26 protein-coding genes are annotated in these 25,817 nt (G+C 30.0%); 4 read left to right on the top strand and 22 right to left on the bottom strand.

Annotated elements, in window-relative coordinates:
* Positions 1-12 precede the first annotated feature (12 nt).
* The 10 genes from KIB46_RS06750 to KIB46_RS06705 form a co-directional block, all read right to left on the bottom strand.
* Positions 13-867 carry a DHH family phosphoesterase gene (locus tag KIB46_RS06750; RefSeq protein WP_156560516.1) on the bottom strand — a complete coding sequence of 285 codons (855 nt, stop codon included), beginning with the start codon at positions 865-867 and terminating at the stop codon, positions 13-15.
* A 317-nt stretch (positions 868-1,184) separates the two neighbouring features.
* Positions 1,185-2,042, bottom strand: a complete 858-nt coding sequence (gene secF, locus KIB46_RS06745) for a protein translocase subunit SecF (protein WP_156560518.1) — start codon at positions 2,040-2,042, stop codon at positions 1,185-1,187.
* 6 nt (positions 2,043-2,048) lie between these two features.
* On the bottom strand, positions 2,049-3,290 hold the full coding sequence (secD, locus tag KIB46_RS06740; protein WP_291671245.1) for a protein translocase subunit SecD: 1,242 nt from the start codon (positions 3,288-3,290) through the stop codon (positions 2,049-2,051).
* A gap of 82 nt (positions 3,291-3,372) precedes the next feature.
* The gene (locus tag KIB46_RS06735) at positions 3,373-3,744 is read right to left on the bottom strand and encodes a TIGR04086 family membrane protein (RefSeq protein WP_156560522.1); all 372 of its coding nucleotides are present in this window, start codon (positions 3,742-3,744) and stop codon (positions 3,373-3,375) included.
* Positions 3,745-3,794: 50 nt separating this feature from the next.
* A complete protein-coding gene (gene yajC, locus KIB46_RS06730) occupies positions 3,795-4,064 on the bottom strand; it encodes a preprotein translocase subunit YajC (protein ID WP_156560524.1) in 270 nt (89 codons plus the stop codon).
* A 99-nt stretch (positions 4,065-4,163) separates the two neighbouring features.
* A complete protein-coding gene (gene tgt, locus KIB46_RS06725) occupies positions 4,164-5,303 on the bottom strand; it encodes a tRNA guanosine(34) transglycosylase Tgt (RefSeq protein WP_156560526.1) in 1,140 nt (379 codons plus the stop codon).
* 12 nt (positions 5,304-5,315) lie between these two features.
* Complete coding sequence (gene queA, locus KIB46_RS06720) at positions 5,316-6,341, bottom strand: tRNA preQ1(34) S-adenosylmethionine ribosyltransferase-isomerase QueA (RefSeq protein WP_291671244.1); 1,026 nt, start codon at positions 6,339-6,341, stop codon at positions 5,316-5,318.
* Between the two features lie 14 nt (positions 6,342-6,355).
* Positions 6,356-7,390: a Holliday junction branch migration DNA helicase RuvB gene (gene ruvB / locus KIB46_RS06715; protein ID WP_156560530.1), complete on the bottom strand. Its 1,035-nt coding sequence runs from the start codon at positions 7,388-7,390 to the stop codon at positions 6,356-6,358.
* Positions 7,391-7,401: 11 nt separating this feature from the next.
* Positions 7,402-8,013, bottom strand: coding sequence for a Holliday junction branch migration protein RuvA (ruvA, locus tag KIB46_RS06710; protein WP_291671243.1), 612 nt, complete (start codon positions 8,011-8,013; stop codon positions 7,402-7,404).
* A gap of 163 nt (positions 8,014-8,176) precedes the next feature.
* Entirely contained in the window at positions 8,177-8,758 is a 582-nt protein-coding gene (locus KIB46_RS06705) for a hypothetical protein (RefSeq protein ID WP_156560534.1), read from the bottom strand.
* A 162-nt stretch (positions 8,759-8,920) separates the two neighbouring features.
* On the opposite strand from KIB46_RS06705, the gene KIB46_RS06700 reads away from it, so the two are divergent.
* Positions 8,921-9,811, top strand: coding sequence for an SDR family oxidoreductase (locus tag KIB46_RS06700; RefSeq protein ID WP_291671242.1), 891 nt, complete (start codon positions 8,921-8,923; stop codon positions 9,809-9,811).
* A gap of 50 nt (positions 9,812-9,861) precedes the next feature.
* Here the strand turns inward: KIB46_RS06700 and KIB46_RS06695 are convergent, their stop codons facing one another.
* The 4 genes from KIB46_RS06695 to KIB46_RS06680 all read right to left on the bottom strand — a co-directional run bounded on the left by KIB46_RS06695 (position 9,862) and on the right by KIB46_RS06680 (position 16,416).
* Positions 9,862-10,239 carry a hypothetical protein gene (locus KIB46_RS06695; RefSeq protein WP_156560537.1) on the bottom strand — a complete coding sequence of 126 codons (378 nt, stop codon included), beginning with the start codon at positions 10,237-10,239 and terminating at the stop codon, positions 9,862-9,864.
* A 64-nt stretch (positions 10,240-10,303) separates the two neighbouring features.
* Positions 10,304-10,570 carry a hypothetical protein gene (locus KIB46_RS06690; protein ID WP_156560539.1) on the bottom strand — a complete coding sequence of 89 codons (267 nt, stop codon included), beginning with the start codon at positions 10,568-10,570 and terminating at the stop codon, positions 10,304-10,306.
* A 205-nt stretch (positions 10,571-10,775) separates the two neighbouring features.
* Positions 10,776-15,356, bottom strand: a complete 4,581-nt coding sequence (locus KIB46_RS06685; RefSeq protein ID WP_291671241.1) for an Ig-like domain-containing protein — start codon at positions 15,354-15,356, stop codon at positions 10,776-10,778.
* A 184-nt stretch (positions 15,357-15,540) separates the two neighbouring features.
* On the bottom strand, positions 15,541-16,416 hold the full coding sequence (locus KIB46_RS06680) for a radical SAM/SPASM domain-containing protein (RefSeq protein ID WP_291671240.1): 876 nt from the start codon (positions 16,414-16,416) through the stop codon (positions 15,541-15,543).
* A gap of 255 nt (positions 16,417-16,671) precedes the next feature.
* On the opposite strand from KIB46_RS06680, the gene KIB46_RS06675 reads away from it, so the two are divergent.
* Complete coding sequence (locus KIB46_RS06675; protein ID WP_291671239.1) at positions 16,672-17,016, top strand: DUF1622 domain-containing protein; 345 nt, start codon at positions 16,672-16,674, stop codon at positions 17,014-17,016.
* A 69-nt stretch (positions 17,017-17,085) separates the two neighbouring features.
* On the opposite strand, the gene KIB46_RS06670 is transcribed toward KIB46_RS06675, so the two are convergent.
* Complete coding sequence (locus KIB46_RS06670; RefSeq protein WP_291671238.1) at positions 17,086-17,226, bottom strand: hypothetical protein; 141 nt, start codon at positions 17,224-17,226, stop codon at positions 17,086-17,088.
* Positions 17,227-17,367: 141 nt separating this feature from the next.
* Between KIB46_RS06670 and KIB46_RS06665 the strand changes: the two genes are divergently transcribed.
* A complete protein-coding gene (locus KIB46_RS06665; RefSeq protein ID WP_291671237.1) occupies positions 17,368-18,090 on the top strand; it encodes a GerMN domain-containing protein in 723 nt (240 codons plus the stop codon).
* Positions 18,091-18,273: 183 nt separating this feature from the next.
* On the opposite strand, the gene KIB46_RS06660 is transcribed toward KIB46_RS06665, so the two are convergent.
* The 6 genes from KIB46_RS06660 to KIB46_RS06635 form a co-directional block, all read right to left on the bottom strand.
* Positions 18,274-19,011, bottom strand: coding sequence for a YebC/PmpR family DNA-binding transcriptional regulator (locus KIB46_RS06660; RefSeq protein WP_156560552.1), 738 nt, complete (start codon positions 19,009-19,011; stop codon positions 18,274-18,276).
* 76 nt (positions 19,012-19,087) lie between these two features.
* Positions 19,088-19,738 (bottom strand): YigZ family protein, encoded by a 651-nt coding sequence (locus tag KIB46_RS06655; RefSeq protein ID WP_291671236.1) that lies wholly within the window; start codon positions 19,736-19,738, stop codon positions 19,088-19,090.
* On the bottom strand, positions 19,726-21,141 hold the full coding sequence (locus tag KIB46_RS06650) for a PLP-dependent aminotransferase family protein (RefSeq protein ID WP_156560556.1): 1,416 nt from the start codon (positions 21,139-21,141) through the stop codon (positions 19,726-19,728). The genes KIB46_RS06655 and KIB46_RS06650 overlap by 13 nt, the downstream gene beginning before the upstream one ends.
* 16 nt (positions 21,142-21,157) lie before the next feature.
* Complete coding sequence (locus KIB46_RS06645) at positions 21,158-22,060, bottom strand: nucleotidyltransferase domain-containing protein (protein WP_156560558.1); 903 nt, start codon at positions 22,058-22,060, stop codon at positions 21,158-21,160.
* A gap of 126 nt (positions 22,061-22,186) precedes the next feature.
* A complete protein-coding gene (hflX, locus tag KIB46_RS06640; protein WP_291671235.1) occupies positions 22,187-23,983 on the bottom strand; it encodes a GTPase HflX in 1,797 nt (598 codons plus the stop codon).
* Between the two features lie 18 nt (positions 23,984-24,001).
* On the bottom strand, positions 24,002-24,139 hold the full coding sequence (locus KIB46_RS06635; protein ID WP_291671234.1) for a hypothetical protein: 138 nt from the start codon (positions 24,137-24,139) through the stop codon (positions 24,002-24,004).
* A gap of 186 nt (positions 24,140-24,325) precedes the next feature.
* Here KIB46_RS06635 and hpt point away from each other — a divergent pair, with 186 nt between their 5' ends.
* Positions 24,326-24,850: a hypoxanthine phosphoribosyltransferase gene (hpt, locus tag KIB46_RS06630; RefSeq protein ID WP_027099619.1), complete on the top strand. Its 525-nt coding sequence runs from the start codon at positions 24,326-24,328 to the stop codon at positions 24,848-24,850.
* Positions 24,851-25,134: 284 nt separating this feature from the next.
* Here the strand turns inward: hpt and yunB are convergent, their stop codons facing one another.
* Positions 25,135-25,785 carry a sporulation protein YunB gene (gene yunB / locus KIB46_RS06625; RefSeq protein WP_156560564.1) on the bottom strand — a complete coding sequence of 217 codons (651 nt, stop codon included), beginning with the start codon at positions 25,783-25,785 and terminating at the stop codon, positions 25,135-25,137.
* Positions 25,786-25,817 lie beyond the last annotated feature (32 nt).

Raw genomic sequence — 25,817 nt, 5'->3', positions numbered from 1 at the left:
ACTTCTATACTACTATTCAGGCTTTTTTAAATTATATAAGTATTTAGAAATTTGCTCAGCTCTATCCTTATCATTTGTTATTAACAATTCAAGTATAATACGTGCATTATTAACCATACCTACAGTGCTTCCTGTTGGAGTAATAAGTTCTATGATCTTAACGATGCTATTATCATCCAACTCTACTATATTATTCAATTCCATAATAGCCCTTAAACCATAGTTATTAGTATTAATTAAAAACTTTTTGCCCTCTTTTATTATAACCCCATTTTCACCTTTAAGGGGAACCTTTGCCCAATGTGCACCTATTAAAATCAAATCTAAATATTTATTAATACTCTTTAGATTATAGTAGATTGCAATAGCTTGCATTAGCTTAAAAGTTAACGCACTTAAAGACAGGTTCTTATACCTGTACTGACACCCTTTTTGGTTCGGGTTTATATAGACATAGCTTCTTTCTCTAACTGTCTTTTTATTTTCTAAAACAATTAGATCTATATCAAGCTCATTGCAAAGCTTTACTTCACTCTCCGCCTTCAAATCAACTCCAAGTGTTATAAGTAAATCAGCTCCTAAAAAATCAATATCATTTTTTATATTATTACAATCTATAGATTTTTTAGTATCTGCCTCTTCATATATAAGATATTCAACATCCGCATTTAAATACATTAAAATTAAACTTAAGGATGCAATAGAACATATTCCATCTACTGAAGAAACCCCATAAATAACAATCTTTTTTCTATTATTTACAGCGTAAACTAACTTTTCAATCGCTTTATTCATATGTCTAAGTAAAAAGGGATTATATCCAGTTATATAATTTGGACAATAAATACTCTCCCAAAACTTACGCATGACTTACTCCTCCATAAAATAAGAAAACAACTATATTATAGATGAAAACAGCCATAATATCAAACCATTTTTAAAAGTATTTACATACACACTACAAATTGTGTTTTTTATTTTTTTTATTCTACATATGGTATGAGTTTTTATGATAATTTAATTAAGAATAAATCATATTCTTCAATAGGATAGGGTGGATATTTATTTTTCTCCTTCCGTCGCAAGCTCCAAATAACATAAAAAAATATCTATCCCATTAATACTAAAGGTAAGAAAATAATAAAAAAAGTTTTCAACCTAATTTAGGCTGAAAACTTTTATTATTATTTAGATTTTTTCTTTCTTTCTGTAACAAGTACCCATAAAGAAGGTGCTATAAATACTGATGAGAATAATCCTGAAATTATACCAATGATTATTGGGAAAGAGAATCCTCTTACAGTAGGGACAAATATATACACAGCTACTATAGTAAATAAAGTAGTTAGTGTAGTATTTATTGACCTTGCCATGGTTTGAGTTACACTTTTGTTAGCAACTTCTGCTGCAGAAACTCTTCCTGATAGCTTTAAGTTTTCTCTTATTCTATCAAAGATTACTATTGTTGCATTTATAGAATAACCTACTATTGTTAATACTGCAGCTATAAAAGGTGAATTTATAGAAATACCAAACACTGCAAATACACTTATAGTTATTAGTAAGTCATGTGCTAAAGCTATTAGGGCAATAACACCAAACTTAAATTCAAATCTTACTGCTATATATATAAGCATAGCTACAAATGCTATAGCTAATGCCTTCAAAGAATTAACTCTTAATTCTTTACCTACAGAAGCTCCAATCTCCTCTTGAGATATAATTGCATTTTCTGGCATCTTGTATTTTTTCTTTAATTCTTCTACTAACTTAGAAACTTCTTGGCTCTCAAAATTCTTTGATTTAATTTCATACTCATTATTTTCTGCAGTATTGGTTACTGCATCAGATGCAAATCCTTTAACTATAGAATCTACTTCCTCTTTATTGTACTCTTCATCAAATTTTAAAATTATATTAGTTCCACCTTCAAAATCTATTCCGAAGTTTAAACCTTTAACAAACATAGCAATTAACCCAATTGCTATTATAATAGCCGAAATAGCAAACCATATTTTCTTTTTTTCTACAACTTTAAGCATGACTCTCTACCCCCTCTTCACTCTGAACTGAGATAGTTTTGTTAGTAATCCCATTTCTACAGCCTTATTCATAAAGAATTTAGTAACAATCAATGCTGTAAATAAACTTACTACTATACCTACAAGTAAAGTTATAGCAAAACCTTTTACTGTTCCTGATCCTAGGAAGTAAAGTACTAACGCTGCTATGATAGTTGTAATATTGGAATCCATTATTGATGATGTTGCATTTTCAAATCCCTTTTCTACAGCACTTCTAATTGACACACCTTTTTTAAGCTCTTCTCTTATTCTTTCAAAGATTAATACATTAGCATCTACAGCCATACCTATTGTCAATAGAACACCTGCAATTCCTGGTAATGTCAAGGTAACACCTATTTCACCAAATAAGAATAATATTAATGCAATAAATAATGTTAATGCTAAACATGCTATAGCTCCTGGTACTCTATAATAAATAATCATAAATACAAAAATTAGTCCTATACCAACTAAAGCTGCTTTTAAAGCATTTGGAAGTGCTTCTTCTCCAAGTTGTGCTCCTACAGTTTTTACTGAAGCTGCTTTTACAGTAACAGGTAAAGCTCCTGCATTAATTAATCCTGCAAGTCTCTTTGCATCATCTACGCTTTTGCTTCCTGTAATTACCGCAGAACCATTTGTTATTACGCTATTTACTGTTGGATTTGTTAAAACTTCATCATCCATATTAACAGAAATCGATTGACCTAAGTACTCTTTAGTTGCATCAGCAAACTTTTTAGTTCCTTCTTCATTTAATTCTAGTGCAACTTGTGGCAACCCATTTTCATCTGATGTTGCTGTAGCCTTACTTACGTCTTGTCCAGTTAAGATAACATCTCCATTTGGAGATTTAAAAGTTAACTCACCAGTTTTCCCTAAGCTTTCTACTATTTCCCCCGAATCAACTTGTGCTGGAATATCAATTCTTATTCTTCTATCCCCTTCAGTTGAAACTACTGTTTCTGCTACCCCTATTTTGTTTACTCTTAAAGATAATTGTTCTTTTGTTTTCTCTAAGTCTTCCTTACTTACTTCTTCGTCTTGAATTTCCATAACGACAGAAACACCACCTTGAAGGTCAAGTCCCTTTGTTATAGTTTCCGAAAAAGGTTTGATTCTCCACCCTGCAACTTCAGCTCCTTTATAACCTACAAAAGCAAATAGGATTATAGCTAAAGTACAAAGTATAAATAATGCTGAACTTTTGCCCTTTGTCTTCATTTTTATCCTCCTTAGTACTAGGTTCGAATTTCACATTGTATTTTTACATTATAGCATATTGGTAATATATATAAAAGATTTTTTACAGATTTATCCCTAGTATTCCGGCTATAGTGCCAACTGAAAAAGAGCCAACTAACTTATATATTTGTGTTATATCAAAATCAAAACTTCCATTTATAAAAGAGCTAAACACAAATATAAATACAAAAAAGAGCAATCCCACTATACCACCAGTAAGCCATCCCTTTTCTCCATTATTTCTTGCTGCAAGCACTGCCCCTATTACAAGAGAAACTACTGTTATTACTGTAAATATAATGCTATATATATTGTCATTTAGCTCAAATTTAATCATAGCCAAAGATAATATTAACATAAGCATAAAGGTTAATAACACTGCACCAATCCAACCCTTTAAAACTGATTTTACAAAACTTCTATTTTCATCCATATAAAACACCCCCTGATACTAAATTTTATGAAGTATCAAGGGGTACTATTCTAGTCTTCTTTATATATTTTATTTGCTATTGCATTTTTAGTCATTTTTAATCTTGCTCTATCTGGACCTGATTCAAGAACCATGTTTTCTCCATCAAGAGAAATTATTTTTCCTATTATTCCACCTCTAGTCATGATTTCATCATTAACTTGTAAGTTATCTAACATTTGCATATATTGCTTTTTTCTCTTCTTTTCTGGTAATAGTAGTACTAAATAAAATACTACAAACACTATTAACATAGGTACTAATTGAAAAAATATATCCATTCTTTATTTCCTTCCTTCCCTTTTGTAAAACTAACCTTATGAATGCCAATTCAACATCCTTTTAAAGTAGTTTACAATTCTTTATTATCTTTGTCAATATTAAGCTTTAATGTTCCAATCTTTTAGCTTTTGCTCTTTAAACTCTTTATAATATCCACCATCAATAGCTGCTCTTATATCTTCCATAAGTTTATTATAGAAATATAAGTTATGTAATACACATAATCTCATAGCAAGCATTTCTTTAGCCTTAAATAAGTGTCTAATGTAACCCCTAGTATAACTCTTACATGCAGGGCATTGACAACCTTCATCTATAGGTCTCTTGTCTAATTCAAACTTTGCATTCATTAAATTAATCTTACCATCTTTAGTGAATACATGACCATGTCTACCATTTCTAGCAGGAAGTACACAGTCAAAGAAGTCTACCCCTCTATCAACAGCCTCTAATATATTAGCTGGAGTTCCTACTCCCATTAAATATATTGGTTTATCTTCTGGAAGGTATGGTACAACAGCATCTATAATTTCATACATTTCTTCATGAGTTTCTCCAACTGCTAAACCACCTATAGCATATCCATCTAAGTCCATCTTAGCAATAGTTTTTGCATGCTCTATTCTTATATCCTTAAATGTTGCTCCTTGGTTTATACCAAATAACATTTGTTCCTTATTGATTGTTTCTGGAAGTGAATTTAATCTATCCATTTCCACCTTACATCTTTCAAGCCATCTAGTTGTTCTTGCTACTGACTTTTCAACATATTCTCTTGTTGATGGTATTGGAATACATTCATCAAAAGCCATTGCTATGGTTGATGCTAGATTGCTTTGAATTTGCATTGATTCTTCAGGTCCCATAAATATTTTTTTACCATCTATATGTGAACTAAAATAAACTCCTTCTTCCTTTATCTTTCTCATTCCTGATAAAGAGAAAACTTGGAATCCACCTGAATCTGTAAGAATTGGTCTATCCCAATTCATAAATTCATGTAAGCCACCCATTTTGTATACAACCTTATCACTAGGTCTTAAGTGAAGGTGATATGTATTTGAAAGCTCTACCTGGCATCCTATTTCCTTTAAATCCATTGATGATACAGCACCCTTTATTGCTGCTAATGTACCAACATTCATAAATACTGGTGTTTCTACTGTTCCATGAGGTGTAACAAACCTACCTCTTCTTGCTTTTCCATCCTTCTTTAGTAAAGTATATCTCTTTGACAAAAAATTCACTCCTTATTTTATAAACATTGCATCTCCAAATGAGAAGAATCTATATTTTTCCTTAACTGCTTCATTATAAGCATTTAATACATGCTCTTTTCCTGCTAAAGCTGATACTAGCATAATAAGTGTTGATTCTGGCAAGTGGAAATTTGTAATTAGGTTATCTATAGTTTTAAATTTATATCCTGGATAAATAAAAATATTAGTCCATCCAGTTTGAGCTTTAACTAATCCATTATCATCTGCAATAGTTTCTATAGTTCTTGTAGATGTTGTCCCTACAGATATTACCCTATTTCCTCTTTTCTTTGTATCATTTATTATTTGTGCATTTTCTTCATCTAATACATAAAACTCAGAATGCATATCATGACTTTCTATATCTTCCACCTTTACTGGTCTAAAAGTACCTAAACCAACATGTAAAGTTACATATGCAATATTTATACCCTTATCTTTTATCTTTTGTAATAATTCTTCTGTAAAGTGAAGTCCAGCTGTTGGTGCTGCTGCTGATCCCTCTTCCTTAGAATATACAGTTTGATATCTTTCTTTATCTTCTAGTCTTTCATGAATATATGGTGGAAGTGGCATTTCTCCTAAAGAATCTAAAACCTCTTCAAATATTCCTTCATAGAAAAACTGAACTATTCTATTACCATTTTCTAAAACTTCAACAACTTCTGCTTTTAATTTACCACCACCAAAGGTAAATCTTCTTCCTTCTCTTGCACTTTTACCAGGTTTAGCTAAGCACTCCCACTTATCTCCATCTAATCTTTTTAAAAGTAAGAACTCTATTTTACCACCTGTATGTTCCTTTTCTCCTATTAATCTAGCTGGTAAAACCCTAGTATTATTTAATACTAAAGTATCTCCCTTTTCTAGATAATCAATAATATCATAAAATCTCTTATGTTCTATTTCTCCAGTCTCTTTGTTTAAAACCATTAATCTAGATGTATCTCTTTTTTCTAGAGGATGTTGTGCAATTAACTCCTCTGGAAGATAAAAATCAAAATCAGATACCTTCATATCCTTCACTTCTCCTAACTATTGAAAAAACTTTTTTGTCCTTCATGTACATTTTTCTTATTCATTGCTCTTCCTAAGTGCTTATATGCCTTTTCTGTAGCAATTCTTCCTCTAGGTGTTCTAACTATAAACCCTCTTTGAAGAAGATATGGCTCATAAACATCCTCAAGGGTTCCAAGTTCTTCACCTACAAAGTAAGATAATGTTTCAATCCCAACAGGGCCTCCCCCAAAGTTATCTATTATAGCCTCTAAAATTTTATTGTCAACCCTGTCAAAGCCCTCATTGTCTACTTCTAAAAGTCCTAGAGCTTCTCTTGCCTCTTTTAAGCTTATTAAATTATCTGAATATACTTCTGAATAATCCCTAACTCTCTTTAATAACCTATTTGCTATTCTTGGTGTACCTCTAGATCTTCTTGCTATTTCTATAGCTCCTTCTTCTGTTATGTTACATCCAAAAACTAAAGCACTTCTAATTACTATTTCCTTTAATTGTTCCACTGTATAATATTCCATAGAACATAATACACCAAATCTATCTCTAAGTGGAGATGTAAGCATTCCTATTCTTGTAGTTGCTCCAATTAAGGTAAACTGTGGCAAATCTAACCTTATAGATTTTGCTGCTGCACCCTTACCTATAACTATGTCAAGTGCATAGTCTTCCATTGCTGGATAAAGTATTTCTTCCACACTTCTATTTAGTCTATGTATTTCATCAATAAATAAAACATCATTATCTTTAAGAGATGTTAAAATAGCTGCTAAGTCCCCTGCTCTCTCAATTGCAGGTCCTGAGGTTATCTTTAAATCCCCCCCCATTTCCCTGGCAATAATATTAGCCAAAGTAGTTTTACCTAGTCCTGGAGGTCCATATAAAAGAACATGGTCTAAAGCTTCCCCTCTTTTTTGAGCCGCCTTTATAAATATATCTAGTCTCTCTTTAACCTTATCTTGACCAATATATTCACTTATTTTTTGAGGTCTAAGACTTAATTCTCCCTTTGAATCTTCCTCTAACTCGGCAGGAGTAATTATTCTTTCCATATTTTATCCTCCTATCCCATTAATACTTTTAAACATTCCTTAATAACATTTTCTACAGTATCATTCTTATTAACCTTATTTAATGCTAACTCAGCTTCTTTTTCGCTGTATCCAAGAGCTAATAAAGCTCCCATTACTTCGCTTAAAGTTGATGCATAGTTATTATCTTCATTAAAGTCATTGTCCATATCCATTTGCTCTTTATCAATAACCATATCTTCCTTCTTAATCTTATCTTGAAGTTCTAATATGATTCTTCCTGCTGTCTTTTTACCTATTCCAGGTGCTCTACATATATGTTTTTCATCGCCCATCATTATTGCATACTTTAAGTTAGTTACTCTACTTATTGATAATAAAGAAAGAGCTGCCTTAGCCCCAACTCCATTTATACTTAGTAATAACTTAAACATCTGTAATTCTTCTTTACCTATAAATCCATAAAGACCTATAAAATCTTCTCTAACTATTTGCTCTACATAAAGCATTACTTCTTCACCTGATTTTGGCAACTCCGCCATAGTAGCTCCTGAAGTAAATATTTTATATCCAATTCCATTGTTTTCAACTACTACATAATCTTTATTTATACCTATATATTTACCTTTTATATACTCGTACATTGTTTATTCCTCCAAAATCATAGTGAAAGTATGTTCCCCTAATACTTTATCATTTAACCTATAATCTTTCAAGAACTTAAAAGCACAATAAAGGTGTGAATCATCCAATTCACACCTTTATTTGTAATAGTTTCACTATATATAAAGAAGTATTAAGCTATTATTAACTTATGCCTGTCAAATCTAATTTTGCCTCTTCTTTTGTGTCATATACATATTGATACTTTTTAATAGCTTCTTGGTCTAATGGTTTTAAATCAGTGAATTTCACTCCATCTTTATAAACATCAGATTTTTCATCTTCAATCTCTAATTCACCCTTATCATTAGACTTATAAATTGCTAAGTACCCTTCATATTCTCCAATATAATATTTATTAGGCTCTAGATCAGACTTTAAATCCTTGTTATAGTATACTGTATCCGATGTACTTACATCAAAAGTATATCCATATTGCCTTAAAACATCTGTTAACTCATCCTGAGTAATGCTTCCTTCTAATCCGTATTCATCAATAACTTCATCTAAGGTCTTTTCAGCCTCTCTACTACCATTTTTCTGTAATACTACTTTAACATTATCATTTAGATACTTATTACTTGAATTGGCATTTGTAGATTCTTCATTAGTATCTTCACCTTTGTTTTTGCTTTTTACATATATATCAGTAGCCATATAACTAATTAAGAAAATACTTATTATTGCTAGTATACCTAATATTATTTTTTTGCTTCCTTTTTTCATTATAATCAACTCCCTATAAGAAATTATTGCCTCTAACTCCATTTTGTATTCATAAAGTTAATTTTTTTATTCAATATTATAAATAATTTGGATAAACAAACCTTTTCTTAATAGTTTTCATAAAATAGTTAATTAAAAGAACTAATTTAGGAGATGTTTATATTGGATGATAATTATAGGGATTTTAAATGCACTTATTATGAACCACAATTTCCTGCTCAACATCAAATGATTCAACCAGGAATAGAATCCATAATGCGCCCTCTTCCTATCTTTGATAACCCTAATTACAAAGGTAGTGATAAATTAAAAGGAAAAGTAGCACTTATAACTGGCGGAGACAGTGGTATAGGTCGTGCTATTGCTGTAGCTTTTGCTAAAGAGGGGGCAGACCTAGCCATTTCTTACTTATATGAAGAAGATGATGCTAAATACACTAAAGACTATGTTGAAAAATATGGTGCAAGATGCTTATTAATAGAAGGTGATATATCCTCAAAAGAGTTTTGCGATAAAATTATAGATAGAACCATAAAGTACTTTGGTAAATTGGATGTATTAATTAACAATGCAGGTATTCAATGGCCTCATGATGATGGAATAGAATGCATATCACAATACCAGTTAGAACTTACTTATAAAGTTAATATTTTTCCCATGTTTTATCTTGTGCAAGCTGCCCTTCCTCATTTAAAATCAGGCTCGGCTATTATTAATACTGCATCTGTAACTGCATATAAGGCTCCAGAAGACTTAATTGATTATGCCTCTACAAAAGGAGCCGTTGTAACTTTCACACGCTCACTATCAAACTCTCTTATAAAAAAAGGTATACGTGTAAACGCAGTTGCCCCTGGTCCCATTTGGACCCCTTTGATTGTTTCAAGCTATTCAGCAGATAAAATGGCTACCTTTGGTCTAGATGTTCCCATGAAGCGTGCAGGCCAACCTTATGAACTTGCTCCAACATACGTTTATCTTGCATCTGAAGACTCTTCATATGTTACAGGGCAAGTTTTACATGTTAATGGTGGAACTATGGTAGATAGCTAATATCTTAATTTTTAGGACAAAAAAAAGCTGAGGTAATCTCCCTCAGCTTTTTATTTCTTTTCCTTTATAAAGCTCCTTATAGATAAAACTACATAACCTATTGTGCAAGTCACCATAATATGTAGTCCTAGTGCTGCAAGATTATAGGCTTCATCATTTATGTACACTGTTTTATCAAACAAGAAAAATATAGTTAATAAGCACACTATACTAGATAGAACTAAATTAAATCCTCTACTGTATAATTTACCAGTTACCTTAGTAAATAGTATAAAGGCAAGTGGAATTAATATTATCCATCCTTGTTGCTGAAAGCCATTATAACTTATAGAATCTAGCTTTACCCAATCCATAAATAAAGACATTATACCAGCTATAAAAAACACTATATATACTTTATTTTCCTTAGATATATTCTTGAAATCCATATCTTCCCCCATAAATTGTACTTTATGAGAATTATATTACATTTCAGTAGTTCTATCAAACAAATTAGTATGTACCTTTTTCATATTCTTTATAAAAGTCTTCTGTTTCTTTATTTTCTTGAGATTTTTCATCTTCTAAATAATAATCTTGCTTTTCTTCATCCTCTAAGAATTCTTCCTCTGGTGGAACACCAAATTTCATATATTCTGGCTCATCCATCTTATTAACAACTTCTAAAGTTGGTTTATTTATAAAAACTAAAGTTCCACAAAAAAATAATGAAAGTACAATTATCCCCTCAATCATAATTCTTATTTTATCTTTTCTCATAATCTAAACTCCTAAAATAATATTTTGCTTAGTGTGTGCAACAATTACTAAAAAAATACCAATCTCTAATTATTAGTTAGCATATTGTTTTAAATACTTAAAGAAATAAATATATAAATATATATGGAATGCCTTTTGATATAAAAAAGGGGCTGCGCACTAATTATCTAGTGCCACAGCTCACTCTAAAAAACTTTATCGTATTCTATTTACTATTAGACTTTTCTCTGCTTGTTAATATAATGGTTGCTCCACTTAATACCAATAGAGCAAATACTAATAGTCCCAAACTTTCATCTCCAGTTTTAGGTGGATTTGATGACTCTGTTTTATTATCTTCAATTTCATCATTACTACCACCATTTGGATTTTCTTCTTTATCTTCAAGGCCATTAATTGCATTTTGAAGCTTATCTATTAATTCTTCCAATTCATCACTAGAAGTAATTCCTTCATTAACTTTTGCTTTTACTTCATTTAATACTTCTAGGAATTTGATCTTACTTTCTTCTGTTTTATTTGATACGTCAATATCTTCTGCTTCTTTTATTAAATCTAATAATGACTTTATATCTAATTCAGGCTCCTTTGAATTTTCTACTTTAAGAGTCTTAAACTCCATCATACGTTTATTTTCATGGATTATTCTTACAATAATTTCATCTCCGTTTTCAACTACTGTATCTACACCTTGTGATATTTCCTTAAGTCCATTGTTGTTACGCTTCATAACTGTTATTTCTGCATTTACATCATTAGCCTCTGCCTTAACTGAAATTTTATTAGTCTTGTTACCTAAATCAATTTTCTCTTCTGAAATATCTAGAGAACTTCCATTAACATCAATTTTATTAAATCCTTCTAAAATGTCCGCATAACGCATAACATGAACACTATGAACATCTTTAGTTACTCCATCCTTAGCAACAGCTTCAAAAGCAACACTAACCACTCCATTATAAACAGGAACAGTAACCTTTGCATTATTTCCATCTTGAATCACTTCATAATTTATTCCATGATCATAATTCTTTGCTAAAAGCTTGTCTGTACCCTCTGATAATTTAACATTAAATGTTATAGAATTATCTTTTTTATCAGTATTAATAAAGGAATTTTTGCTTGATATATTAATTTCACCATATCCAACAACATTAATTGACTCAATTCCTGCTTTGTTACTTTTTATTTTCTCTAATTTAATAGTTCCAAAATCTCCACTAACTGTATCCTTACCTGTAACATCTATTACTGACTTAGTATTATTATCATAATTTATTAAATATAGCTTTGTTAATTCCTCTGGAATAGTAAGGGTATCCCCATCAACTATTTTTGTACCATTTATATAAAAGCCTTTTTGAGATTGCGGCTTATAATTAAATGTTTTACTAATTACATTTGAATATTTACCACTAGATAATTGTGATACTGCAAACACCTTATACTCTCCAGTTTCTGTAGCTTTAAAGCTATTTCCATTTACAACATATGTGTTATTACCAGGCTCACTAACTATTAACATACTATTACCTTTATGGGTTGAATCAAAGCTAATATTAATATTATCATTACTATCAGATGAATAACTCAAATTAGAAATTACAAACTTAGACTCATCATTAGTCATAATTGGTAAGGAATCCTTTAGTAAAACTTCATCAATATTTCCTTCTCCTAATTTAATATCTGTAACTGTAACATTTTTATTAGTTTGTCCAGCTCCCCAACATGCAATTGCAAGCTCAAGATCATCTCCAAAGCTTGATATATCAACGCTTTGGACCTTATTCTTCTTGCCATCAACTATAGAATATAAATTAACTATTTTACCTTGCTTTTCTATTGCAAAAGTTGCTTTTGTAATTTCATTTTCACTAATATTCCCTGTTGAATGCTCACTTCCTGTAGCATTAACTTCATGGACAGTTCCAAATCCATCAGCATGAGCACGTTTACCTACAGATAAATAGTTATTACGATCAACTGTTCCATCTGCATTCTTTTTCATAATTAAGAAGTATGCTGAGTCCCAGTTATTTGCCATACGTCCTGGTAATCCATCAATTGTTACTAATCCTGTAAAATTGTTAGTATCAATATTTTCTAAATCAATAGTAACTAAGTTATTTAATGTATTATCACTTCCCCATAAATCATTACCAGCTTTACGAGTTATTGTAATGCTATCATCTGAAACAATTGAATTACTATCCTTGTCTTCAATATTTATTAAAGAGTTTAAAACCTTTTGATCATCTTTACCATTTACTATAGCAAAGACTGTTTTTTCAATTCCCTTATATCTTGCTGTAATTCTTGCTAAACCTGTTTTTAAACCATAGAAAGTATTTCCTTCTAGTTTTACAATTTCAGAATCATGAATTGTATATTCTATTTCACTTGGATTAATATCTCCTTTAACCTCAAAGCTTGTACCATTGTCTCCATTAATAGTAATTACCTCTGATTTAAATTCTAGCTCATTCTCTAAGGTATTTTCAGAGCTTAAAACTGTTATTTCCTTTCTATTAGACTCAATAATGGTACCATTCCAAACATAATATGCAAACACCTCTGCTGTACCTTCTTTGTTTGCAGTCATCTTTCCATTACTATCAACACTTACCACTTCAGGATTAGTTGATGCATATTGTATATTGCTAACAACATCTGAAGGTTCAGTTTTTTCTCTATTGGTCAGTACATTTAAATCATCTTTAAGCTTTAAATTTTTACTATCCATTCCCTCAATTAATACATTCTTTCTTAATCCATCATCATAATAATTGTTTTCTACAACAACATTTTTACTATTTTTAAATTCTAATACATTAGCTACAGTTCCTGAATTAGATTCTGGACCTCCTGGTAATGATGTTGGACCAGTTACAACATTTCCATCATAAGTAAGTTCTAAATTGCTATTGTTACCTACATATAATTTGCTAGAACCTTCTATACTTAAATCAACACTTGGATCTAATCTATATATTTCATTATTTCTAAATGTTAGATTCTCAACACTTTCAGCACGTAAAGCCCCATCACTTTCTAAATAGAACTTATTTTCTTCAATTAAAATATTCTTATGAATAGGGTTAGATTCATCAGGTAATCCTCCCCCTTTAGTTACTGGATGAAAATATATTGCTGGAGCATACTTCCACCAAGTACGACCTAAACTACGTATTTTAAATGTATTATTTCTTATTTCTAGATCACGAATTGGACCTGATTCATACCATTCATCAGAGTCATTTGAGAAAAATAATGTTGCCATTGAAGGAGCTTCAAAATAATTGTCTTCAATAACTATCTTCTTACGTGATGTTGCTAATATCATACGAGTAAATACATTTTTAAACTCGTTGTTTTTAATATAAATCTCTGGAGTGTATGTTGCATTTTCAGCTACAAACTTTGGTTCATTTCCAACTTTCTCTGTTAAATAATCTGGTACTTCTTCTTCAAATTCAACAATCATCTCTTTAAGATTATCTTTTGATGGTCCTTCTACACTTTTTACTGTATATTCCTTTTCTTCGTCTCTTGATTCTAGTGTATCACGACTATAAAATACCACCTTATCTCCTGGATGATATTGTGGAAATCCTCCTTGTTGATTATGAATATATTTTAATCTCAATGTATTGCTATCTAACTTTTCTTCAACACGAGTAAATGTCCCATGAATGTTGATAGGATCATCATGAGTATTATTGAAGAAGGAATTTTTTATTTCTATCTTTCCTTTTGCACCTGAAATATGAATTCCATCAGCAAAGCTTGAAGTATTACGTCCTGTTTCAATATCTGTTTCCATACGTATACCATCAAAAGAAACATTTTCTGCCATTTGAACTAAGAATCCAAATCCATGCATGTACGATATCTTTGTATTAATTACATTAATATCTTTACTTTCCCATACAAAAGCACCAGCCGTTGGACGCTCAGCATTTGATACTAATTGAAAATTCATTCCCTTTACAACTTCAAATGCTGGGTTTGAAGAGTATTTAATTCTAACTCTTGAATCATCTAGCTGCTCTATTGATTGTGCATTTGTAAATGGATTACTATTTGAATAATATGATCTTCCCATTAACTCTGTTGGATACTTTACTGATATACCATAATTACGATGAGCATTCTCTTCTGTCCAATAGTACCCTCCATCAGATTTTTGTTCTGACTTCCATATAATATTCGCTCCTTGAATTTCATAATTTAGATATTCAGGAATAAAATAATCTATAGTCTTATTTTCATTATCATAATCAAGAACAGTCATCTCAGAAGTTGTAGGAATTTGATAATCTATATTTATATTCTTTACTGTTATATTCTCTGAGTGCATAATAGCTAAAGCCATCATATCCCCATTAATAATAAACTGTGATCCGTTTCCATCTATAGTTAAATTCTTCTGATTCTCAATTAAAATACCAATTGATTTATTAGGAAAACGTACACTATCTGTATTTGATGTATGTACCTCTCTTACTGGAGCATTCTCTTTATGTATTTGATAAATACCTTTATCAAACTTTAAAGTAACCTTATCTCCATTCTTACCTATTTCACTAATAGCTTCAAACATATTAACTAAAGCTTTAGCATTATCTTTTTCACCTGTTGAATCAAGTCCATAATCACTTGCATAAACTACGATTCCTTCATCACTTTTTTCCATAGCTTTTACTGATGAAATACTTACATTTGAAATAAGTACTGCTAGTACAGTAAAATAAACTATTGCTTTTCGAAATATACGTTTCATTTTTTCCTCCTTACGAATTGATATTATTTTTACAACAAAATTTAAAACTATCTCCTTTTGGAAAACGTTTTCTATTTTTCGAATTTTATAATATCATCTCACAAATTGAAAATACATACAAAATATTACTGAAAATATATAAAAAACTAGGATTAATTTAAAACTAATCCTAGTTTATATCTAGCTATTTAGAAAACACCTCACTATAACCACATCTTTTACATAACTCTTCTACCCTCTTTCTACAAGAAAAACCATCAAATATATTTCTAGCTCTTTCTCCCTCAAGAATAGATTTCAAGCTTTCATTGTAAATATTGCCTAAAGGTATATTTCCTTCCCCATCTAAACAGCATGGAACCACAGTTCCATCTACCAAAATTCCAAAATGATCTCTTAATCCGTGACAGAATCCACTATCCCCTAATGGTTCAATATCCATAGTTGGCCATTGAAATTTTTCTGCTCCATTTAAATATATCCTATCTTTTATTTTTACTCTTCTCTTTTCCTCTAGAACCTTCATTACATCATCTTCATACCCAAACTTCATATTAATAAGCTTGGTTATTTTCTCATTTAGCTCATTTTCACCCTTGGTTTTCTCACCATCAAAATTCCATAATCTCATTGAACATATTATATTTGTACTTTTATTTGCTTCATCTATGAAGTTTAAAACATCATTAAAATATTCTTCAAAAGTTATCTTGCTATCATTAGCTTCAAAACTATGTAGTGAAACATTAACTTGTCTTAGAGACTTGGAATTTAGAAGTATTTCTTTATTCTTTTTTAAAAGGGTTCCATTTGTTGTTATGTTAACTTTTATTCCTTTTTTATAAGCCTCCTCTAAAAAGACCTCTAAACCAGGATTTAATAAAGGCTCCCCCATAAGATGAAGGTATATATAATCAGTATATGGCCTTACTTCATTAAGTATATGTACAAACTTTTCCTCATCTAAAAAGCTTTTTGCTCTCTTTGTTAATGGGCAGAAACTGCAACTTAAATTACACACATTTGTTATTTCAATATAAACTCTTTTATACTTTTTCATTATTCTGTACCTACTTTTTAAAATTCTTAATTATACATTATTTTATAACACTAAGATATAAGAAATACAAATATAAAATTTAACTTGTACTATTTTAAATTCTGTGTTATTCTATTTTAGCAGTTGGTACAATAGTGCTAATTACTTGGGAGCTTAGTTTGTCTTTCGCCGGATGCTAAGCTCCCTTTTGTTTTATGAATTTTTTATCCCTTCTTGTGAAAAACTACAGTAATAGTTATTTTAGGAGGGATTTTTTTGTTAGAGAAATTATTTAGTAATTATTTACCAATTTTGATACACCTTTTAGAATTAATGGGAGTAATAGTGGTTATTATAGGTGCAGTTTCTGCTTTTTATAAATATATAATGAGTATATTTTCTAAAAAGGATTATCCAATTAAGTACACCTTTGCTAATAACCTGGCTATGGGACTTGAATTTAAGCTAGCTGGAGAAATATTAAAGACTGTATTAATTAAGAATATAGATGAGCTATGGATAATTGCTGCTGTAAGTTTACTTAGAGGATTTCTTGCCCTACTTATTTATTGGGAAATGAAAAATGAGAAATCTGAAAATAATTCTTCAATGGGAGAATAATTCTTTAAAGGTAGGAGGAAGGCCATTAATAAAGAAAACTTATCTTTATTAATGGCTTTTTATATTTCTTTAACTATTTTTCATTTTATCAAAACACACCTTACAAATTGGCTTACGTTTATCTCCTTCATTTTTATCAACGTAATAATCTGTTAAGCTTTTCATCTTATGACACATCTTACACCTTTTTATAACCTTAGATCTTGACATTCTTTAACACCTCCCACTTTAAATCTATTCTCCATTATGTATATTTAGAATATTAGTTAACTAACACTATGTTGTTTAAGTAAATATATACACAACAGGTAATAAACGGTATAATATATACTAAAGAAAGGAGTGGTTTCATTGAAAAAAAGGATATTATCCATTATACTTATATCTTTTTCTATGCTTTTATTTACAAGCTGTTCTGAAAATAATGTTGATAAAAATAACGAACAGGATCATGTTGAGGCCTCTTCACCAGAAACAGATATAAAAAATGAAGATAACACAGAAGACTTAGCAGATTCAGATACAGGTAAAACTGAGGAAAAACAAGATTCTAATGTTTCAACACCTCCACCAAAAAACACTGCTAATAAGGTAGAAAAACCACAAACACCTACTAAGGTAGAGAAAGAAGAAACACCTACAAAACCCAAAACTGTTTCTAAAGCTTTAAGATTATACCTATATGATCCAGCACCTGATAAATATATATATCAAAGTAAAAATGTTAATATAACTGACAACGCTATAGTAACGGCCATAGTAAAGGAATTAAAAAATCCTCCTAATTCTTCTTATGTAGCCATAAACCCTAATGCAGGAGTTTCTAGTGCAAAGGTAAATAAGGAGACCAGTCTTCTAACTGTAGATTTTAATAATTCCATTCTACCTAATAATACAGGTGGCGGAGTAGAAATGTCATTTATTCAAGGAATTGTTAATACTTTAGGCTATAATTTAGGTGTGTCTAATGTTCGTATAACTATAAATGGAAAAGGGTACTCTTCTGCTCATATGGATTTAGGAAGTAGTGATTATTTCAGCGTAAACTACAATGGTTGGAATCCACTTAAGTAAATGTAGGGGGATATTTATTTTGCTTGTTCCGTCGCAATCTCCAAGTCACTGAAAAATAAATATCTATTCCCTTCGTACTTAAGGTAGGGAAATTATAAAATTATTATCTTTAATTTTATATTTTATAATTTTCTAGACGTAAAAAAAGATGTTGCAAATAATTACTTTGCAACATCTTTTTTATTATTCATCCCAACCTTCTGGGAACTCTGCATTATGATAAACATCTTGAACGTCATCATCATCATCTAATAGATCTAACATCTTTTGGAACTTCTTAGCATCATCTTCATTAATTGCTGTATATGTATCTGGAACCATTTTTACAGCAGCTTCTAAGAATTCAATTCCTTCAGCTTCTAATGCTTCTCTAACTGTACCAAAATCTTCAGGTGTAGTTGTAACAACAAAAACTTCATCTTCTGCTGCAAAATCTTCTGCACCAGCATCTAAAGCTAACATCATCATTTCATCTTCATCTCTATCTTCTTTTTCTATTACAATTTCACCTTTTTCTTGGAACATGAAACCTACACAACCTGTAGTCCCCATATTTCCTCCACCTTTAGTGAATGCACTTCTAACATTACCTGCTGATCTATTTTTATTATCAGTAAGAGTTTCAACAATTACAGCAACTCCGCTAGGACCATAACCTTCATATACAATTTTTTCGTAGTTTACTGAATCAAGTTCTCCTTCTGCCTTCTTAATAGCTCTGTTTATATTGTCATTAGGCATATTAGCAGCCTTTGCCTTTGCAATAACATCTCTTAGTTTTGCATTTGTATCAGGGTTAGCGCCACCATTCTTTATAGCTAATGCTAATTCTTTACCTATTTTAGTAAATATCTTTCCTCTTTTAGCGTCTGCTTTACCTTTTTTGTTTTGAATGTTATGCCATTTTGAGTGTCCTGACATGCTTATTCCTCCTATCTTTATTTTTTATAAAACCTATAAAATTATATCATATACTTTTAGGAAATAAAAGAAGGGGTTATTCTATTCCTTTGTATAACCTATTTCCTTCCTTAAAATATATACCTTCCTCACTTTTTGCAATTACTACTTTTCCATTTGTAGAATTAACAAATTCATTTTCTATAGTCTCTACAATATTTTTTTCAGTTAATATATGTACAGTAACTGAATCTGTATATTCTGTGTCTTCTATATGCCAATTATTTTGACCACATATATATTGTATCTTACCAAAAAGATCGTAATCAATATTAGCAGATAGTTTTAAACCTTCTACTTTTTCTACAACACCTGCAGCTTTTACAGCAATAGATGCCCCTTTAGTATAAGCTCTAGTTAGCCCTCCTGCTCCTAAAAGAATTCCTCCAAAATATCTAGTTACAACTACTGCACAATCAGTAATTCCACTCTTTTTCATTACCTCTAAAATAGGAATTCCCGCTGTTCCTTGAGGTTCACCATCATCTGAATATCTTTGAATGCCCATATTTTGACCTATTACATATGCCCAACAACTGTGCCTAGCTTGCTTATGCTTATTCTTTATTTCAGCAACAAAGGCTTTAGCATCCTCTTCATTCTCAACTCTCTTTGCATATCCAATAAACTCTGATTTCTTTTCTTCAAAGGAATCTTCACCAAAATTTCTTATTGTTATATATGCCATGTTTCTAATTCCTCTCTTATTAATTTAAGTCCTTTTTTAATTTTCTCATCATTTGTCTGTGAAAACCCTATTCTAAAGGTTCTATCTCCATCTCTCATATTTCTAAAGAACAACACTCCAGGTGTTATATAAATCTTCTTCTTACTCAATCTTAAAAATAGCTCTCTAGATGTGATTTTCTCATCTGCTATTTTAAGATAAAATGTAAGTCCTCCCCCTGGTTTATTACAAGTAACCATACTCCCTAGTTCTTCATCTATAAGTTTAGACATTAATTCATATCTTTTCTTATATTCAACATTTAAATATGAGATATTATCCTTCCATGCTCCATCTTTTATATATAGCTCTAATGCTCTTTGCATTAAACTTGATGTTGCAATATCTGTATTAAACTTAGAGTTTTGCATACTCTCCCTAAATATATTTGGAGTAACAATATATCCAATTCTTATACCTGGTAAAAATATTTTAGAAAAACTCTTTATATAAATAACCCTATCATTTCTATCAAGCCACTTAAAGGGAATATATTCCACTGATTCTTCATAAATAAGCTCTGATAAATAATCATCCTCAATTATATAAAAATCATATTTTTCTGCTAGTTCAATAAGCTTTTTCTTCTTTTCTAAACTATAGCTTACACCTGTTGGATTTTGAAAATAACTCATAGTATAAAAACATCTTATTTTATTCTTTTTTAGTATTTCCTCAAAATCCTCTAGATTTACTCCGTCCTTTTCCATATCAACTTCAAATATATTAGCTCTTCTCCACTTAAATACAGAAAGGGCACCCCCATAAGTTGGTTTTTCCACTATAACATTGTCATTAATATTTAATATAGCCTTAGACGCAATATCAATTCCTTGTTGTGCCCCTGAAACTATTAATATATTATCATTGTCTATGCTTTTATCCCAAAACACTTCATTAATAGTATATCTTAAATTTTCATACCCTAAAGCATTTTGTGAAATTAATGCTTCTGCTCCATCTCTATCAAGAACCTTATTAATAATACTTTTAAACTCTTCTATAGGAAATACAACTTCATTATTTGTTTCCCCTGCAAAATCTATAGCTTCCTTAGTGTTTCCTGATGATAGTTTTCTAAATACTCTTGAATATTCCTTAGAAAAACTACGACGTACTTCTTTTACTTTTGCATATGTTCCACTTCCAACCTTTTGATATGCAAAGCCATCATTTTGAAGTTTATTGTATGCATTAATAATAGTTACCTTATTAACCCCTAAATACTTAGTATATTCTCTTATTGTAGGAAGTTTTTCTCCATCTTCTATATTCTTACTTTCTATAAGCCTTTTTATATGATTAGAAATTTGAACATACTTAGGTATTTCTTCCTGAAAAATCACATTATAAATATCCCTCATAATATACCATCCAATTTTAAATTACTTTATGTGCATATACATTTTCATTAAGTATTAAATTACCTTTTTCATCATACAAAGCTCTACTTTTCTTAGAAATAACATCTCTCTTTGCAAGCTCTTTTAATATATTTTCCATTTTTATATCAAATTCTTTAAATACATAATAGGAGCTAATTTCATAAGAATTCATATATTCATATTCTTCACAAAGATAGTCTATTAAAGAACTAGATGCCCTAACAATATTCCCATCTAAAAAGTTCTCTATATAATTTATAGTATCTTTAATAATTTTTTCATTTATAGGCTCCATAAACAACTTGTCTACAACTTCTCTAAAATTATTACTTAAGTTTGTAGCCATAACTAAAGAATCCTTTGTTACTGTGTATCCATTTAAATTAATTAGTAACTTTGAAAAGCTATCTAAAGTTCTAATTAAAACTTCATAGGAAGTTTTTAACCCTCCATTATGTAAATACTTTTTACTTATTCCTATATCCTTAAGAAGCTTACCTAAATAAACTAAATTCCACACCTCTGTATGGGATGACATAGTATATCTAGAATTATTGTAAGCTAAACTTATTTCATTATCCCTTGAAAATACTAATTTTGAATTACATAACAACTTTTTAGCAAAGCCCTTTTTTCCATCATTCTTATAAAGTTCTAGGAAAGAGTTTTTATTTAATATCTTTGTATGCACTGGAACTCCCTTTACCTCTGAATAAACATCCCTTATTTTTTCAAAGTCATCTTCATATATAAGAAACAAATCTATATCAGATTCTTCCCACACATCTCCAGATACAATACTACCAAATGTAAATAGTGCTACAACCTTCTTATTTTTCTTAATTTGATTTACAACACTTTGAAATGCATTCTGTAATTCTAATACAGTTTTAGCCATATTTTCTCTCCTTTCCTTAAAATTATTTATTTACATTATATATTAAAATTACTCCTTAAAAAAGTACCGAAACAATTTTATATATGAAAAAGGAGAAACCCTTATAGAATTTCCCCTTTATTACTATTATTCAATTACCTTAGTTACATATTCTTCTGTTTTATTATAAACTTCCTCATCAACTTCCACCATCATATAGGTACCTTCATCCTTATAATCCTCTTCCAAAACTCTTCCATTTCTATGAAGGAAGGATACTACATCACCTTTATGATATGGAATCATAAATTCAGCTTTAATTAGGCTATAAGGTAACTTTTCTTCAATCAAGTATAATAATTCTTCTAAATTTGTTCCTTCTTTTGCAGAAACCTCAATTATATCCTTATATAATGATTTTTCTCTCAATTCATCAAGTTGTTCTTCTGAAGCCATATCAACCTTATTTAAAACCAAGATAGTTTCTTTTCCTATAGCACCTAACTCTGAAAGCACCTCTTCAACAGCTTTAATTTGTTCTAAAGCATAAGAAGATGAAGCATCTACAACATGACATAAAAGATCTGAAAATACTACTTCTTCTAAGGTAGATTTAAATGCTTCTACTAAATCATGAGGCAATTTTCTTACAAATCCAACTGTATCAGTTAGGGTTATAAGCCCTTTATTTTTAAGGGTAATAGCCCTTGTTGTTATATCAAGAGTTGCAAATAGCATATTAGCTTCAAATACTTTTTCCTTTCCCTTACCTTCTTGAACTGCTGCTATATCACATAAAGCATTTCTTAAAGTAGACTTTCCAGCATTGGTATATCCAACTAAAGATACCTTTGGAATACTTTCTTTATTTCTCTTTTCTCTTTGAACTTCTCTTGTTTTCTTTATTTTCTTTAATTCATTATTTAAATCATAGATAGTTTCATTTATATGTCTTCTATCTGTTTCAAGCTTCTTTTCTCCAGGACCTCTTGTACCTATACCACCACCTGTTCTTGATAGTACAGTTCCAAGACCTTGAAGTCTACTCTTTCTATATTTTAATTGGGCAAGCTCTACTTGAATTTTAGCTTCTTTACTCTTTGCTCTTCTTGCAAATATCTCCAAAATAAGAGTGGTTCTATCTATTACTTTTGCACCAATTGCATTTTCTAAGTTTCTAACTTGAGAACCTGATAATTCATCATCAAAAATAACTACATTAGCTCTTTCAGTTTGTCTTAATGATGCTATCTCAAGGACCTTTCCTCTTCCTATATAAAAAGCTGGATCTATTTTGCTTCTTCCTTGGAAAACACTTTCTAATACTGGAATATCACAAGCTTCTGCAAGTTCTCTTAATTCTTCTAAACTTTCTCTTGTATCAGAACCAACAATTATAGCTTTTTCAGTATCATCCTCTATTACTTCATTTTCTTTTATTAATGATTCTACATATCTTACCTTATCTAAAATGTGTATTGAAACAAGCTCCTCAAAGGTAATATTCTTCTTTTCTTCATAAGCCAATACATCATTAAATACTGTTAAAGTACCTAAAGAAAAATCTATAATATTTCCTTCAAATATCCCAACTGCTACAATACAATCAAGTTTTAACTTTAACAAAGCTGATAAATCTAATGCAGAAAGATTACTATATCCATTTGGATGTGTGTGAATTACTCTTGTACCAGAAAGCTTACTTTCTCTAATATCTAATAAAGGTAATTCAACAGATGTGGAATCTCCTATTGCAACGGAAGTAACTGTACCTCTTCTATCAATAGCAACACTTACTTCTCTTTCAACTGCAGTAGAAACCCTAACCATAGTATCTATTATCTCTCTACTACATACTTCATCCTTTAAACTCTTCATTTTATATATTTTATCTAATTCATCTAAAAAGGTCTTTTTAATTCCTTCTGTATTTCCATTTATCATATATCAATCACCTCATGCCTAAACGTTATATAATTTATATTGTAAAAATTCCAATAAAAGCAGAATTTCTTTCATTGCCTCTACTACCATTATTACTGGTATCTTTCTATCTCTATCTTGGCAACTTTCATCTAATTTTATACTATTGGCAAACATATGTAAACATCATAAAATGTTACTCATTATCTTATTTTATGTAAAACAGTTGAAAGAATTTAAAAATGTATGTAATATAATTTAATATAAGACTTTTTTAAGTATTAATTTGCACTTTAATTAGAGAGAATATAATTATAGTTAATTAAGTGGTACATAGTATTATTTTATGAGCGGAGGACAACCATGGAAAACAAAAAACGCAACATACTTTTATCAAAGGAAACCATTGATAGTAGAATTCAAGAGCTTGGTAAGGAAATTACAAAAGATTATGAAGGAAAGAGCATATATGTACTTTCTCTATTAAGAGGAAGCTTTATTTTCACTGCTGATTTAGTTAGAGCTTTAGATACAAAAGTTAAGGTAGGCTTTATGACTACATCTAGCTATGGTCATAGTGAAAATAGTTCAGGAGAAGTTAAAATAGTTAGCGACATTCCTGATAACATTGAAGGATATGATGTTTTAATAGTTGATGATATTGTAGATACAGGATACACTATGGAATTTATCATAGAGCATGTAAAAAAACTTGGTGCTGCATCAGTTAAGAGCTGTGTACTTTTAGATAAGCCTTCAAGAAGAAAGGTTGATTTAAAACCAGATTACAGCTGTTTTGAAATTGATGATGTATTTGTAGTAGGCTTTGGTTTAGATTACGAAAGTTATTATAGAAATGTTCCTTACGTATTTAACTGGGAAGAATAATTATATAGCGTAAATAATTATGGAATAGTATTTATAGAAATTATAAATACTATTCCATTTTTTAATTATCGCAATACTTTTTTACAAGCTTCATCTAATATTTCTTTTCACTTCTTACCCATATTTATATATTCTTATATTGTTATATTTTTATATTTATAAGTTTTTAATTTTTAAAAATCTCCAAGTCCACTGTGGAGCCTCATATATTTTCCTACAAAACAATAAATTCTGCAGCACCGCCACAGAATTTATTTATTCATTAGATATTTTATTTTTTATCTTTACTTATTTCCACCACCTAAATCTATAGCAGTATTTGGTGTCTTTCCAACAATAATTGTTTCAGCCACTGGTATCTGACAAGTAACAACTTGCTCTTTACTATTTAGAGGTATTTTCATCCTTACTCTAGCTTCAACGTTTAAATAAATTTTATGTCTTGTCTGATTAATCCCTGCACTTTCAAATTTAGATTCATAAGATACCTTCATATTTCCAATTGGATCAAGCTTTACATTTATGTCAGGACCAAACTCATAGAATGCACTATTGTCAGTCATCCATCCAAGAGGCACCTCAACCCCTACCTCTCCCATTTTTTGAAGTTCTTCATTACATCTTATTGAAAGCCTTGAGGTTAAATAATTTAGTTTAACAGTATTAGCTCTAATCATATTGATATTACCTTCATTATCTTTATCTATTATTATCATCTCATCATAATTAAATTCTTCATCAAACAGTTCCATACTTGTTTTACTTATACACTCTATTGTATCAGCTTTAATTAGACTTTCTGCTACCTGTAACACTGCAGGATAAATCTTTTTATCATATAAAAATATTGAAAGAATAAAAACTAACAATATGGAAATAATAACCAATATGATAGGCTTAAATTCCGTTTTTTTAGGTTTAGTATAATAGTTCATATATCACCTTATTATTGAGTTATTGATTTACT

Origin of the sequence: Clostridium sp. (genome assembly GCF_018372875.1) — a bacterium.
In the GTDB taxonomy this organism is placed as follows: Bacteria; Bacillota; Clostridia; order Clostridiales; family Clostridiaceae; genus Clostridium.
Note: the sequence above shows the minus strand (reverse complement) of the source record. Positions and strands in the feature narration are given on the sequence as shown.